This window comes from Streptomyces nanhaiensis (assembly GCF_046614825.1).
GTDB lineage: Bacteria > Actinomycetota > Actinomycetes > Streptomycetales > Streptomycetaceae > Streptomyces > Streptomyces radiopugnans.
Window position 1 is genome coordinate 1 of the sequence record NZ_JBKJFM010000007.1, and the last position, 13,290, is coordinate 13,290.

The 13,290-nt window shown below is 73.0% G+C and carries 11 protein-coding genes; 10 read left to right on the plus strand and 1 reads right to left on the minus strand.

Annotated features, from left to right (window positions below):
• Nucleotides 1-66: 66 nt before the first annotated feature.
• Nucleotides 67-795 carry a helix-turn-helix transcriptional regulator gene (locus tag ACLIYP_RS03890; protein ID WP_093849458.1) on the minus strand — a complete coding sequence of 243 codons (729 nt, stop codon included), beginning with the start codon at nucleotides 793-795 and terminating at the stop codon, nucleotides 67-69.
• Nucleotides 796-863: 68 nt separating this feature from the next.
• On the opposite strand from ACLIYP_RS03890, the gene ACLIYP_RS03895 reads away from it, so the two are divergent.
• The 10 genes from ACLIYP_RS03895 (at nucleotide 864) to ACLIYP_RS03940 (ending at nucleotide 13,270) form a co-directional block, all read left to right on the plus strand.
• Nucleotides 864-1,655: a DUF2249 domain-containing protein gene (locus ACLIYP_RS03895; RefSeq protein ID WP_093849459.1), complete on the plus strand. Its 792-nt coding sequence runs from the start codon at nucleotides 864-866 to the stop codon at nucleotides 1,653-1,655.
• 334 nt (nucleotides 1,656-1,989) lie between these two features.
• Nucleotides 1,990-3,303: a multicopper oxidase domain-containing protein gene (locus ACLIYP_RS03900; protein WP_412711726.1), complete on the plus strand. Its 1,314-nt coding sequence runs from the start codon at nucleotides 1,990-1,992 to the stop codon at nucleotides 3,301-3,303.
• Nucleotides 3,300-3,746 carry a CopD family protein gene (locus ACLIYP_RS03905; RefSeq protein WP_412711727.1) on the plus strand — a complete coding sequence of 149 codons (447 nt, stop codon included), beginning with the start codon at nucleotides 3,300-3,302 and terminating at the stop codon, nucleotides 3,744-3,746. The genes ACLIYP_RS03900 and ACLIYP_RS03905 overlap by 4 nt, the downstream gene beginning before the upstream one ends.
• 355 nt (nucleotides 3,747-4,101) lie before the next feature.
• The gene (locus ACLIYP_RS03910) at nucleotides 4,102-5,262 is read left to right on the plus strand and encodes an MFS transporter (protein WP_412711802.1); all 1,161 of its coding nucleotides are present in this window, start codon (nucleotides 4,102-4,104) and stop codon (nucleotides 5,260-5,262) included.
• Between the two features lie 2 nt (nucleotides 5,263-5,264).
• Complete coding sequence (locus tag ACLIYP_RS03915; RefSeq protein WP_412711728.1) at nucleotides 5,265-5,801, plus strand: hemerythrin domain-containing protein; 537 nt, start codon at nucleotides 5,265-5,267, stop codon at nucleotides 5,799-5,801.
• A 237-nt stretch (nucleotides 5,802-6,038) separates the two neighbouring features.
• Nucleotides 6,039-9,713, plus strand: coding sequence for a nitrate reductase subunit alpha (locus ACLIYP_RS03920; protein ID WP_412711803.1), 3,675 nt, complete (start codon nucleotides 6,039-6,041; stop codon nucleotides 9,711-9,713).
• Nucleotides 9,713-11,434: a nitrate reductase subunit beta gene (narH, locus tag ACLIYP_RS03925; protein ID WP_412711729.1), complete on the plus strand. Its 1,722-nt coding sequence runs from the start codon at nucleotides 9,713-9,715 to the stop codon at nucleotides 11,432-11,434. Before ACLIYP_RS03920 ends, narH begins: the two co-directional genes overlap by 1 nt.
• Nucleotides 11,431-12,144 (plus strand): nitrate reductase molybdenum cofactor assembly chaperone, encoded by a 714-nt coding sequence (gene narJ, locus ACLIYP_RS03930; RefSeq protein WP_093849464.1) that lies wholly within the window; start codon nucleotides 11,431-11,433, stop codon nucleotides 12,142-12,144. Before narH ends, narJ begins: the two co-directional genes overlap by 4 nt.
• Entirely contained in the window at nucleotides 12,141-12,899 is a 759-nt protein-coding gene (narI, locus tag ACLIYP_RS03935) for a respiratory nitrate reductase subunit gamma (RefSeq protein WP_093849465.1), read from the plus strand. The genes narJ and narI overlap by 4 nt, the downstream gene beginning before the upstream one ends.
• The gene (locus ACLIYP_RS03940; RefSeq protein WP_245793550.1) at nucleotides 12,896-13,270 is read left to right on the plus strand and encodes a cupin domain-containing protein; all 375 of its coding nucleotides are present in this window, start codon (nucleotides 12,896-12,898) and stop codon (nucleotides 13,268-13,270) included. Before narI ends, ACLIYP_RS03940 begins: the two co-directional genes overlap by 4 nt.
• Nucleotides 13,271-13,290: the final 20 nt, after the last annotated feature.

Genomic DNA, 13,290 nt, shown 5'->3' on the forward strand with positions numbered 1-13,290 from the left:
TGGCGCCCGTGCGCCGGGCCGCGGCGGCGGAGGCACGGACGGGCGCGGCTGCCGCCCCGGCGCCGGTCACCGGTCTCCTCCGGCGGTGTCGTCCCCCGACGGCCCGCGCGGTCCGGCGTCCAGACTCAGCCGGCAGGCGTCCGGTTCGGCGAAGGGGTGCAGCGCCACCCGCTCCGCGTCCCCGCCCAGAGCGGCGAGCCCCGCCCTGACCAGGCCCTCGTGGACGGCGCAGACCACGCCGGGGTACTCGCGGGCGGCCTCGACGAAGGGGCAGCGCGGCAGCCGCACCTCGCGTGCGGTCCCGTCGGGCCCGTCCGGCTGCGGGGCGAAGCCGATCTCCTCCAGCAGCACCAGCACCCTTGCGCGCGCCTCCCCGGGATCGCGCGCGGGCTCCTGCCCGGCGAGCAGGGCGCGGCCCCACTCCTCCCCGGCGGCCAGGGCGTCGGCGCGCGGGTCGGGGCTGGTGCGGGCGATCCGCGCGGCGAGGACGGTGGCCAGCCCGGCATACTCGCGTACGGCGGACTGCTGCGGGGCCCGGGCCCGGTAGAGCCAGGCGGGCCGGCCGCGGCCGGCGGCCGGAGCGCGCTCGCGGGCGGCCAGACAGGCGTCGACCAGGGCGTCGAGGTGCTCGCGGACGGTGTTGGAGTGCAGCCCGCACTCCGCCGCGAGGTCGGCGGCCGTGACCGGTTGCGTCCGGCCGCGCAGATGCTGCAGGACCGCCCTGCGCTGCCGGGAGACCGGCGGATGGTCGTCCGAGCCGCCGCCCGGCAGTGGACCCTTATTTTTCACGGACATGTCCGTAGTATATTGCTCGCGTCGGCCCCGGACGACCCGGTGGGCCGCCCATCTTCGGGAGGAAAGCCATGAGCACTCTCACCCTCGCCTCCGACCCCCGGGACGCCGCGGCCGTCGAAGCCGTCGAAGCCCACCACGCGCAGCTCGCGGGTCAGTTGGCCGGACGCGTCGCGATGCTGCTGGACGCGGCCGACCGCGACCCGGCCGCCGCGGACCGGGCCCGCGCGGGCCTGGTCGCCTTCTGCGACCGCGAACTCCTCCCGCACGCCGCCGCCGAGGAGTCCGCCCTCTACCCCGCCGCGCACCGCACCGCCGAGGCCCGGCTGCTGGTCGACGGCATGCTCGCCGAGCACCGCAGGATCGGTGCGCTCGTCGAGGCGCTGCGCGCCCCGCTCACCCCGGCCCGCGCGGCGGCCGACGCACGGGCCCTCCAGGTCCTCTTCGAGGAGCACCTGGACAAGGAGAACGACCTGGTGCTGCCGCTGATCGCCGCCGCACCCGACGTCTCCCTGGCCGGGCTGCTGGCCGGAATGCACGAACTGCTCGGCGGTCACGAGGAGTCCGGCGGGACGGGCCGGGACGGCGAGGAGGGCGGCTGCGGCGGAGGCTGCGCCTGCGGGGAGACGGACGCCGGGGAAGCGCCCGAACTGGACGTGCGCGAGGTCCCGCACGCCATCCGCCACGCCACGGTCTTCGGAGCGCTCGAGGCCGTCCCCGCGGGCCGGTCCATGGTGCTGGTCGCGCCGCACGACCCGCTGCCCCTGCTGGCCCAGATCGAGCAGCGCACATCCGGCGCCTTCGCGGTGGAGTACCTGGAGCGCGGCCCGCAGGCCTGGCGCCTGCGCCTCACCCACCGCTGACACGGCCGCCCCCGGTCCGGACCCGGGACCCCCGGGTCCGGACCGGGGGCCGAAAGGCCCGGCGCGGGGGACCTTCGCCGCCCGAACGCCGGCACGCCCCGGAACGACAATCGGCCTCGATGTCCCGATCATCCGCCGCGACCGCGACGGGACCCTGAGGAGCGCACGTGACCACCCCACCCCCGGCCGAGGCCGCCGACGCCCCGCCACCGGGCATACCCGCACCGTCCGAACCACCCGAACCGCCCGGCCCGCCCACCCCGGCCGGCCGGCCGGACCCCGCGGCGAACCCCCGCCCACGAGCACCTCGCGGCGGGCGCCCCTGTTCGGAGCCGTGGCCGGCGTCCTGCTGACCGTACTGGCCGTACTGGTGGCCGGGACACCGGGCGGCGGAGTGGAGGCGGCGGGCGGCCGGGGCGCCGACACCACGGGCGCCTCCGGGACCCGCACCGTGCGGGTGGAGTTGAGGGGCATGCGGGTCAGCCCCGCCACCGTCGAGGTCCCCTCCGGCACCCGCCTGGTCCTGGAGGTCGTCAACCGGGAGGCCATGGGGCACGACCTGCGCATCGAGAACGGTCCGCGCACCCCGGTGCTCGGCCGGGGCGAGAGCGCCCGTCTGGAGGTCGGAACGGTCACCGCCGACCGTACGGCCTGGTGCACCGTGGCCGGGCACCGCGCCGCGGGCATGAGCATGCGCATCGCGGTACTGGAGACCGGCGCGGGCGGTGCCGGTGGGGGCGAGGAGCATGAGGAACACGCCCCGGCGGCCGGGGCGGCCGGGCCGGATCTGGCGGCGGAGTTCTCGCCGGGCTGGGCCTCCCGGCCGGCCGGGCTGCCGCCGGCCGGTCCGGGCCGCGTCCACCGGGTGACCCTGCGCACGGTGGAGAAGGACATCGAGGTCGCTCCCGGGGTGCGGCAGCGGATGTGGACCTTCGGCGGCACCGCGCCGGGTCCCACCCTGCGCGGCCGGGTCGGCGACACCTTCGAGATCACTCTGGTCAACGACGGGTCGATCGGCCACAGCATCGACTTCCACGCCGGGGCGCTGGCCCCCGACCGGCCGATGCGCACCATCGAGCCGGGCGAGTCGCTGGTCTACCGGTTCACCGCCGGGCGGGCGGGCGCGTGGCTGTACCACTGCGGCACCGCGCCGATGCTCCAGCACATCGCCAACGGCATGTACGGGGCCGTCATCGTCGACCCGCCGCAACTGCCCGAGGTCGACCGGGAGTATCTGCTGGTGGCCTCCCAGCTCTATCTGGGCGCGGTCGGCGGTGAGGGCCGGGTGGCGAGGATGCGCGCCAACACCCCGGACGCCTGGGCCTTCAACGGGGTGGCCGGGCAGTACGCCCGGGAGCCTCTGACGGCGCGGGCGGGGGAGCGGATCCGTTTCTGGGTGGTGGCGGCGGGGCCAGGTGGCGGGGTCGCCTTCCACGTGGTGGGCACGGTGTTCGACACCGTGTATCAGGAGGGCGCCCACCGGCTGCGTCCGGAGGATCCCGGGGGCGCCCAGGTGCTCGGCCTGTCCACCGCGCAGGGGGGTTTCGTCGAGGCGGTGTTCCCCGAGGCCGGCCGCTATCCGTTCGTCGACCACGACATGCGCCGCGCCGAGGCCGGCGCCCACGGAGCGGTGGAGGTGAGGAGGTGAACGGGGTGGACGCCTGGGCCCTCGTACGCTTCGCCCACGTCGTCGGGGCCGCGCTGTGGGTCGGCGGGCAACTGGCCCTGTCGCTGGTGATCCTGCCGCTGGCCCGCCGGATGCTGGCCCCCGAGGCCCGGGGACGGTTCGTCCGGGAGGCCGGACGCCGCTTCGGGAAGCTCACCGGGACGGTGTTCCTGCCCCTCCAGCTGGCCAGCGGGGTCGCGATGGCCTGGCACAAGGGGGTGACCTGGGCCTCGCTGGCCGAGCCCGGCTACGGGCGGACCCTGGCCGCCAAGCTGGCCTTGTTCACCGCCGTGATGGCCGTCGCCGCGCTGCACGGCCGGGCCCACTCGCGGGGCCGCCCCGAGCTGGCCCGAGCCTTGGCGGTCACCTCCCTGGTCGGCTCGCTGGGAGTGGTGCTCCTGGCCACGGCCCTGCCCGTCACCTGATGGGCGCCGTGCCGCGGGGAGTGCCGGGGGCCGCGCCGCGGAGCCGTGCCGGACGGCCCCGGAAAAGGCGAGACCAATGGTCCCTTGCGGGACCTGTTGGTCCCTTACCGCAGGACAGGGGTGTGAAGACCCTTGAGGTGCGGGCATGGCACCGGCCGCTCAGGGCACCTGGGCACACACCGCCGGTTCCGGCCCGCGACACGGAGCCACCATCGAATCGGCCGAGGACGACATGACCACACTGCCGTACGAAACGGATACGGAAACCACCATGGACCGTGAGCCGCGCGGGACGACCGCGCCCGCCCGTCCGACCGCCGAGGGGACCGACGAAGGCGCGAGGCGGCGTCTGCTGATGCTGGCCGTCGCCACCCTCGGCTTCGCCCTGAACTTCTGGGCGTGGGCGCTGCTGAGCCCGCTGGGCCCCCGCTTCCAGGAGATCCTGGAGCTGTCCTCCTTCGAGCAGTCGCTGATCGTCGCGGTGCCGGTGATCGTCGGCTCGGTGGGACGTGTCCCGGTGGGCGCGCTGACCGACCGGTTCGGCGGCCGGGTGATGTTCCCGCTGGTCTCCGCCGCGACCATCGTCCCCGTCCTCTATCTGGGCCTGTCCGGCCACACATCCCTGGCGGGGCTGCTGATCGGCGGTTTCTTCCTCGGTATCGGCGGCACCGCCTTCGCCATCGGGGTGCCGTTCGTCAACGCCTGGTTCCCGCCCGCGCGGCGCGGCCTGGCCATCGGGGTCTTCGGCGCGGGCATGGGCGGCACCGCCATCAGCGCCCTGACCACGGTCCAGCTCGTCAAGGACCACGGGACCGCCACCCCGTTCGTGATCACCGCCGTCGCCCTCGCCCTCTACGCGGTCCTGGCCTACGCGGTGCTGCGCGACGCCCCCGGCCGCACCGTGCCCTCCCAGCCTCTGCTCCGCCGGCTGGCCGCCACCGCCCGCCTGGGAATCACCTGGCAGGCGTCGGCGCTGTACGCGGTGGCGTTCGGCGGCTACGTCGCCTTCTCGGTCTACCTGCCGGTCTACCTCAGGACCGCCTACGGCCTGGAGCAGACGGACGCGGCCAACCGGATGGCCGGGTTCGTGGTGCTGGCGGTGCTGATGCGCCCGATCGGCGGATGGCTGTCGGACCGCTTCGGCCCGGTGCGCGTCCTGGCCGCCTCCCTGGTGGTGGTCGTCGTCGGGGCCGTGATGCAGTCCTTCACCCTGGACCTGGCCCCGCAGGGCACCGTGGCCTTCCTGTCGATGGCCGTCGCCCTGGGCGCCGGCAGCGGCGCGACCTTCGCCCTGGTCTCGCTGGCCGCCCCGGCGGACAAGGTCGGCTCGGTCACCGGTGTGGTGGGCGCCGCGGGAGGACTGGGCGGATTCCTGCCCCCGCTGGTGATGGGCGCGGTCTACGGGGCCACCGACTCCTATGCGATCGGCCTGGCGCTGCTGGCCCTGGTCGCCGCGGCGGCCCTGGTCTACACCCTCACCGGGGTGCGGCGGGCCGTGGAGCGGCACAACGCCTGACCGTGCGACGCCTGACCGTGCGACACCTGACGGCACAGCGTCCGGGAGACGAGAGGAACGAGGAGATGTGCGAGTACTGCGGCTGCCAGTCCCTGGAAGCCATCGACGAGCTGACCCGTGAACACGACACGGTCGTCAACATGATCGGCGAGGTGCGCGCGGCCCGAAGCGACGGCGACCTCCCCCGGATGGCCCGGGCCGCCCGGAGCATCGCCGCGGTCCTCGGCCCGCACACCGAGGTCGAGGAGCACGGTCTCTTCCCCGCGATGAGGCAGGAGTTCCCCGACCACATCGCGGCACTGGAGGACGAGCACCGGCGCATCGAGTCGGTGCTGGCGGAGGCCGAGGGCGGCACACCGGCCGACCCGGACTGGCCGCAGCGCCTGTGGGAGGCCCTGGAGACGCTGCGCGAGCACATCCTCAAGGAGCAGGACGGCGTCTTCCCCGCCGCCCTGTCCGTGCTGGACACCGAGGACTGGGAGGCGGTCGCCGCCGCCCGCGGCCGCGCCGGATCGGGGATGCCCGCCGCCGCGGCCTGACCTCGCGCGACCGCGCCGGTGAATGATCGGAAACACTTCCGAACGGCCCGTGTGAGATCTTGCTTTCCGGGTAGTCAACGGGCCAGCACCGGCGCGGAGCAGGGAACGCGTCCGATCGAAAGTGGGCGCCCGGCCGCCCGCGGCCCGGTGCGTGAACCGACTTCCGATCCCGGGAGGGACGCGCAGGTGAGAGCGAGGAACAGGAAGACCGCGGCGGAGACGGAGCACCGTCCCGGTCTGGACGGCGAGGTGGCCGACGCCCTGGTGGGCAGCCGCCGTTTCTTCACCCGCGCCGAGGTCTCCGAGGACCGCCGGGCCCTGTACCGCATCGGCGGACGCCAGGCCGACACCTTCTACCGGGACCGGTGGTCCCACGACAAGGTGGTGCGCTCCACCCACGGGGTCAACTGCACCGGGTCGTGCTCGTGGAAGGTGTACGTCAAGGACGGCATCATCACCTGGGAGGCCCAGCAGACCGACTACCCGTCGGTCGGCCCCGACCGCCCCGAGTACGAGCCCCGCGGCTGCCCGCGCGGCGCCGCGTTCTCCTGGTACACCTACTCGCCCACCCGGGTGCGCTACCCGTATGTGCGCGGGGTGCTGCTGCAGATGTACCGCGAGGCGAAACAGCGCCTGGGCGACCCGGTGGCGGCCTGGGCCGACGTCGTCTCCGATCCCGAGCGCTCCCGGCGCTACAAGTCGGTGCGCGGCAAGGGCGGCCTGGTGCGGGCCACCTGGGAGGAGGCGGCCGAGATGATCGCCGCCGCCCACGTCCACACCATCAAGGAGTACGGCCCCGACCGGCTGGCCGGCTTCTCCCCGATCCCGGCGATGTCGATGGTCTCCCACGCCGCCGGAGCCCGCTTCTACTCCCTGCTCGGCGGGGCGATGCTGTCGTTCTACGACTGGTACGCCGACCTGCCCGTCGCCTCCCCGCAGGTCTTCGGCGACCAGACCGACGTCCCCGAGTCCGGGGACTGGTGGGACGCCGGCTACCTGGTCATGTGGGGGTCCAACCTGCCGGTGACCCGCACCCCCGACGCGCACTGGATGGCCGAGGCCCGCTACCGGGGCCAGAAGGTCGTCGCCGTCGCCCCCGACTACGCCGACAACGTCAAGTTCGCCGACGAGTGGCTGGCCCCGCACCCGGGCACCGACGGGGCGCTGGCGATGGCCATGGGCCATGTGATCCTCAAGGAGTTCTTCGTCGAGCGGCAGGCCGGGCGCTTCGCCGACTACGTCAAGCGCTACACCGACCTGCCGTTCCTGGTCCGCCTGGAGGAGGGCCCGGAAGGTGTGTACCGGCCGGGCAAGTTCCTGACCGCCGCCGACCTCGGCGGGGCCGAGGCGGAGGCGGAGAACGCGGAGTTCAAGACCGTCCTGCTGGACTCGGCCACCGGTGACCCCGTGGTGCCGAACGGCTCGCTCGGCCACCGCTGGGGCGAGTCCGGCGCCGGGAAGTGGAACCTGGAGCTGGGCGACACCGACCCGCTGCTCACCGCCTCCGGCGGCGGCGAGGCGGCGGTCGAGGTCGAACTGCCCCGCTTCGACACCCCCGACGGCCGGGCCGCGTCACTGCGCCGCGGCGTCCCCGTCCGCCGGATCGGCGGGAAGCCGGTCACCACCGTCTTCGACCTGCTGCTGGCCCAGTACGGCGTCGCCCGCGACGGGCTGCCGGGCACCTGGCCCACCGGCTACGACGACGCCTCCCAGCCCTACACCCCCGCCTGGCAGGAGGCCATCACCGGGGTTCCGGCGGAGAAGGCCGCCCGGATCGGGCGGGAGTTCGCCGACAACGCCGAGGAGTCCGGCGGCCGTTCCATGATCATCATGGGTGCGGGCACCAACCACTGGTTCCACTCCGACACCATCTACCGGGCGTTCCTCACCCTGACGACCATCACCGGCTGCCAGGGCGTCAACGGCGGCGGCTGGGCCCACTACGTCGGCCAGGAGAAGGTCCGCCCCATCACCGGCTACTCGGCGCTGGCCACCGCCGCCGACTGGAACCGGCCCGCCCGGCAGATGATCCAGACCGCGTACTGGTACCTGCACACCGACCAGTTCCGCTACGACCCCTTCAGCGCCGACACCCTCTCGGCGGCCTCCGCGGGCGGCACGTTCGCCGGAAAGACCACCGCCGACGTCATCGCCCAGTCCGCCCGCATGGGCTGGATGCCGTCCTACCCCACCTTCGACCGCAACCCGCTGGCCGTGGCCGAGGACGCCGCGGCGGCCGGCCGCGAGGTGGGGGAGTACGTGGTGGACGAGCTGAAGTCCGGGCGGCTGCGGTTCGCCGCCGAGGACCCGGACGACCCGGCCAACTTCCCCCGCGTGCTGACGGTGTGGCGGGCCAACCTGCTGGGCTCCTCCGCCAAGGGCAACGAGTACTTCCTCAAACACCTGCTGGGCACCGACTCCTCCGTGCGCGCCGAGGAGGCGCCCGAGGGAGCCCGCCCGCGCGACGTGGTCTGGCACGAACAGGCACCCACCGGCAAGCTCGACCTGCTGCTGTCGCTGGACTTCCGGATGACGTCCACCACCATCTACTCCGACATCGTGCTCCCGGCCGCCACCTGGTACGAGAAGCACGACCTCAACACCACCGACATGCACCCCTACGTGCACTCGTTCAACCCGGCCATCTCCCCGCCCTGGCAGACCCGCACCGACTGGGACGCCTTCAACACCATCGCCAAGGCCTTCAGCCGGCTGGCCGCCGACCACCTGGGCACCCTCCGCGACGTGGTCGCCGCCCCCCTCCTGCACGACACCCCGGACGAACTGGCCAACCCCCACGGCCGCGTACGGGACTGGAAGGCCGGCGAGTGCGAGCCCGTCCCCGGCCGCACCATGCCCAAACTGGTGACCGTCGAACGCGACTACGCGGCCGTCGCCGACAAGATGACCGCCCTCGGCCCCCTGCTGGACAGCCAGGGCGCCACCACCAAGGGCGTCACCTTCAAACTCGACCGGGAACTGGAGTACCTGCGGAGCAAGAACGGCACCGTCCACGGCGGCGTCGCCGACGGCCGTCCCTCCATCGCCCGCGACGTCCAGGCGTGCGAGGCGATCCTCGCCCTGTCCGGCACCACCAACGGGCACCTGGCCACCCAGGGCTTCCGCAGCGTCGAGGCCCGCACCGGCACCCGGCTGGCCGACCTGGCCGCCGAACACGAGGGCAAACAGGTCACCTTCGCCGACACCCAGGCCCGTCCCGTCCCCGTCATCACCTCCCCGGAGTGGTCCGGGTCGGAGTCCGGCGGGCGGCGCTACTCGCCCTTCACCATCAACGTCGAGCGCCTCAAGCCCTGGCACACCCTCACCGGACGCCAGCACTTCTTCCTCGACCACGACTGGATGGCGGAGCTGGGCGAGTGGCTGCCGGTGTACCGGCCACCGCTGAACATGCACGCCCTCTTCGACGAGCCACAGGTCGGCAGCACCGGCGAACTGGGCGTCACCGTCCGGTACCTGACCCCGCACAACAAGTGGTCCATCCACTCCGAGTACCAGGACAACCTGTTCATGCTCTCGCTCTCCCGCGGCGGGCCGACCGTCTGGATGAGCCGGGAGGACGCGCGGAAGATCAAAGTGGCCGACAACGAATGGATCGAGGCGGTCAACCGCAACGGCGTGGTCGTCGCCCGCGCGATCGTCTCCCACCGCATGCCGGAGGGCACCGTATACATGCACCACGCGCAGGACCGGCTCATCGACGTGCCCCGCTCCGAGACCAACGGCAGGCGCGGCGGCATCCACAACTCCCTGACCAGGCTGCTGATCAAACCCTCCCACCTGATCGGCGGCTACGCCCAGCTCTCCTTCGCCTTCAACTACCTCGGCCCCACCGGCAACCAGCGCGACGAGGTCACCGTCATCCGCCGCCGCTCCCAGGAGGTGACCTACTGATGAAGGTCATGGCCCAGATGGCGATGGTGATGAACCTCGACAAGTGCATCGGGTGCCACACCTGCTCGGTCACCTGCAAGCAGGCATGGACCAACCGCAGCGGCGTGGAGTACGTCTGGTTCAACAACGTCGAGACCCGGCCCGGCCAGGGCTACCCGCGCCGCTACGAGGACCAGGAGACCTGGAAGGGCGGCTGGGAGGTCAACAAGCGGGGACGGCTGAAGCTCAGGGCCGGCGGCCGGTTCAAGAAGCTCATCACCATCTTCTCCAACCCCAAGCTGCCCGCGCTCGACGACTACTACGAGCCGTGGACGTACGACTACGAGACCCTCACCAACGCCCCCCTGCAGGAGCACAGCCCCGTCGCCCGGCCCAAGTCCCTCATCACCGGCGAGGACATGAAGATCACCTGGTCGGCGAACTGGGACGACAACCTCGGCGGGGCTCCGGAGCACGGCGGCAAGGACGTGCTGGTCGCCGAGATCGCGGACAAGGTGAAGTTCGAGTTCGAGCAGACCTTCATGTTCTACCTGCCGCGCATCTGCGAGCACTGCCTCAACCCCTCGTGCGCCGCCTCCTGCCCCTCGGGGGCGATCTACAAGCGCAGCGAGGACGGCATCGTCCTGGTCGACCAGGACCGCTGCCGCGGCTGGCGGATGTGCGTCACCGGCTGCCCGTACAAGAAGGTCTACTTCAACCACCGCACCGGCAAGGCCGAGAAGTGCACCTTCTGCTTCCCGCGCATCGAGGTCGGACTGCCCACCGTCTGCGCCGAGACCTGCGTGGGACGGCTGCGCTACATCGGCCTGGTCCTCTACGACGCCGACCGGGTGCTGGAGGCCGCCTCCACCCCCGACGACAAGGACCTGTACGAGGCGCAGCGGAGCATCCTGCTCGACCCGAACGACCCGGAGGTGATCGCGGCGGCCGAGCGCGAGGGCATCCCCCGCGACTGGATCGAGGCCGCCCAGCGTTCCCCGGTCCACTCCCTGATCAACACCTACAAGGTGGCCCTGCCGCTGCACCCGGAGTACCGCACCATGCCGATGGTCTGGTACATCCCGCCGCTGTCCCCGGTCGTGGACGCCGTGCGCGGCACCGGCCACGACGCCGAGGACCGCGGCAACCTCTTCGCCGCCATCGACGCGATGCGCATCCCCGTCGAGTACCTCGCCGAGCTGTTCACCGCCGGCGACCCGGCCCCCGTCGACGCCGTGCTGCGGCGGCTCGCCGCCATGCGCAGCTACATGCGCGACATCAACCTCGGCCGCGAGCCCGACGCCTCCATCCCGGCCGCCGTCGGCATGGGCGAGGAGGAGATGTACGAGATGTACCGGCTGCTGGCGCTGGCCAAGTACGACGAGCGGTACGTCATCCCGCCCGCCCACGCCGAGCAGGCGCACGGCCTGGAGGAACTGGCCACCGAGTGCAGCCTGGACTACGAGGGCGGCCCCGGTATGGGAGGCTCGGGTCCCTTCGGCGAGGCGTCCGGCGGGCCCGACCCGGTGGCCGTGGAGAACTTCCGGATGCTCCACGCCCGCCAGACCACCGACTCCCTCACCGACCCGGCGGACAAGGCCAATCGCGTCAACCTCCTCAACTGGGACGGAAAGGGCCGCCCGAAGGGGCTGTTCCCCGACAGTCCCGGCAGCGGGGAGGCACCCCCGAGGGAACTGATGGACGGCACCGACCCGAACGCCGAGAGCGAGCCGAAGCCATGACCCCCCGCACCACCGACCACACCCCCGACAGCGCCACCGAGCGTGCCACCGGGCACACATCCGGGCACACGTCCGGACCGGAAGCCTCCCTGCCCGCACCGGCCTGGCAGATCCAGTCCCTGCTACTGGCCTACCCCGACGAGCACCTGGACGGCCGCCTCCGTCTGGCCCGCCGGGTCGCGGCCGCGCTGCCCGAACCGGTCGCGGCCCCCCTGCACCGCTTCCTGGACCACGCCGAGCGCACCGGCGCCGCCCGCCTGGCCGCCGAGTACGTGGAGGTCTTCGACCACCGCAGACGCTGCTGCCCGTTCCTGACCTACTACGCCCACGGCGACACCCGCAAACGCGGCGTGGCGCTGCTGCGCATCAAGCGGACGTACGCCGCCGCCGGACTGCGCCTGACCGACGAGGAACTGCCCGACCACCTGGCCGTCGTCCTGGAGTTCGCCGCCGGCGAGCCCGAGGCCGGGCGGAAGCTGCTGACCGAGCACCGCGCCGGCCTGGAACTGCTGCGCCTGGCCCTGCACGACACCGGCGCGCCCTGGGCGCACGTCCTGGACTCGGTCTCGGCCACCCTGCCGCCGCTGGGCGGCGACGAGCGCGAGGCCGTCGCCCGCCTGGCCGCCGAGGGGCCGCCCGAGGAGGAGGTGGGCCTGGCGCCCTTCGCACCGCCCCAGTACATGCCCGACCCGGTGGGAGGCCGCCGATGACGCACCTGGCCCAGAACGCCGCCGATCCCGGCGCGCTCGACATCCTGCTGTGGGTGATCCTGCCGTACGTGGCGCTGGTGCTGTTCGTCGGCGGGCACGTCTGGCGCTACCGCTACGACAAGTTCGGCTGGACCACCCGCTCCTCCCAGCTCTACGAGAAGCGCCTGCTGCGCATCGGCAGCCCGCTGTTCCACTTCGGCATCCTGGTGGTGCTGATCGGCCATGTCGTCGGCCTGGTCATCCCCAACAGCTGGACCGAGGCGGCGGGGGTGAGCGAGCACACCTACCATGTCTCCGCCGTCGTCATGGGCACCATCGCGGGCGTGTGCACACTGGGCGGGATCGCCATCCTGATCTACCGGCGCCGCACCGTCGGCCCGGTCTTCAGCGCCACCACCCGCAACGACAAGCTGATGTACCTGATGCTCACCGCGGCACTGGTGCTGGGGCTGGCCGCCACGGTGGCCGCCAACATCGTCGACGACGGCTACGACTACCGGACCACCATCTCCCCCTGGTTCCGGTCGATCTTCTACTTCCAGCCCGACCCCGCGCTGATGGTCGGCGTGCCGCTGCTGTTCCAGCTCCACGCGCTCAGCGCGCTGGCCCTGTTCGCCGTCTGGCCGTTCACCCGGCTGGTGCACATGCTGACCGCTCCGCTGGGGTACCTCACCCGTCCCTACATCGTCTACCGCAGCCGGGACACGCAGTTGGGCTCGCGTGCCACCCGGCGCGGATGGGAGCGTGTCCGATGATCACTCCGCAGGGCGGTCCCGAGCCGGACCGCGAGAAACACCCCGCCGGAGAGGTGGCCGGGCTGAAGGCCCAGGGCGAGTGGCTGCTGGCCGAGGCGGGGGCGGCCGGCTCCGGGCGGAAGGCGCAGACCGTCGTCAAGGTCCCCGGACTCAGCGTGACCCTGATGGCGCTGGCCTCCGGCCACGGACTGGCCGAACACCAGGCGCCGGGGGCCGCGACGCTGCTGTGCCTGGCCGGCCGGGTGACGCTGAGCACCGTCGAGCGGGAGTGGGAGCTGGGCCCGGAGGACCTCATCGCCATCCCCGCGGAGCGCCACCGGCTGACCGCCGACACCGACGCCCTGGTGCTGCTCACCGTCCGGCTGGACTGACCCCGCCGGCCGGCGCACGG

Bases quoted from the DNA above. Each gene is read 5' to 3' on its own strand.
- ACLIYP_RS03890 (WP_093849458.1), bottom strand. From the start codon at position 795: ATGTCCGTGAAAAATAAGGGTCCACTGCCGGGCGGCGGCTCGGACGAC.
- ACLIYP_RS03895 (WP_093849459.1), top strand. From the start codon at position 864: ATGAGCACTCTCACCCTCGCCTCCGACCCCCGGGACGCCGCGGCCGTC.
- ACLIYP_RS03910 (WP_412711802.1), top strand. From the start codon at position 4,102: ATGCTGGCCGTCGCCACCCTCGGCTTCGCCCTGAACTTCTGGGCGTGG.
- narH (WP_412711729.1), top strand. From the start codon at position 9,713: ATGAAGGTCATGGCCCAGATGGCGATGGTGATGAACCTCGACAAGTGC.
- narJ (WP_093849464.1), top strand. From the start codon at position 11,431: ATGACCCCCCGCACCACCGACCACACCCCCGACAGCGCCACCGAGCGT.
- narI (WP_093849465.1), top strand. From the start codon at position 12,141: ATGACGCACCTGGCCCAGAACGCCGCCGATCCCGGCGCGCTCGACATC.
- ACLIYP_RS03940 (WP_245793550.1), top strand. From the start codon at position 12,896: ATGATCACTCCGCAGGGCGGTCCCGAGCCGGACCGCGAGAAACACCCC.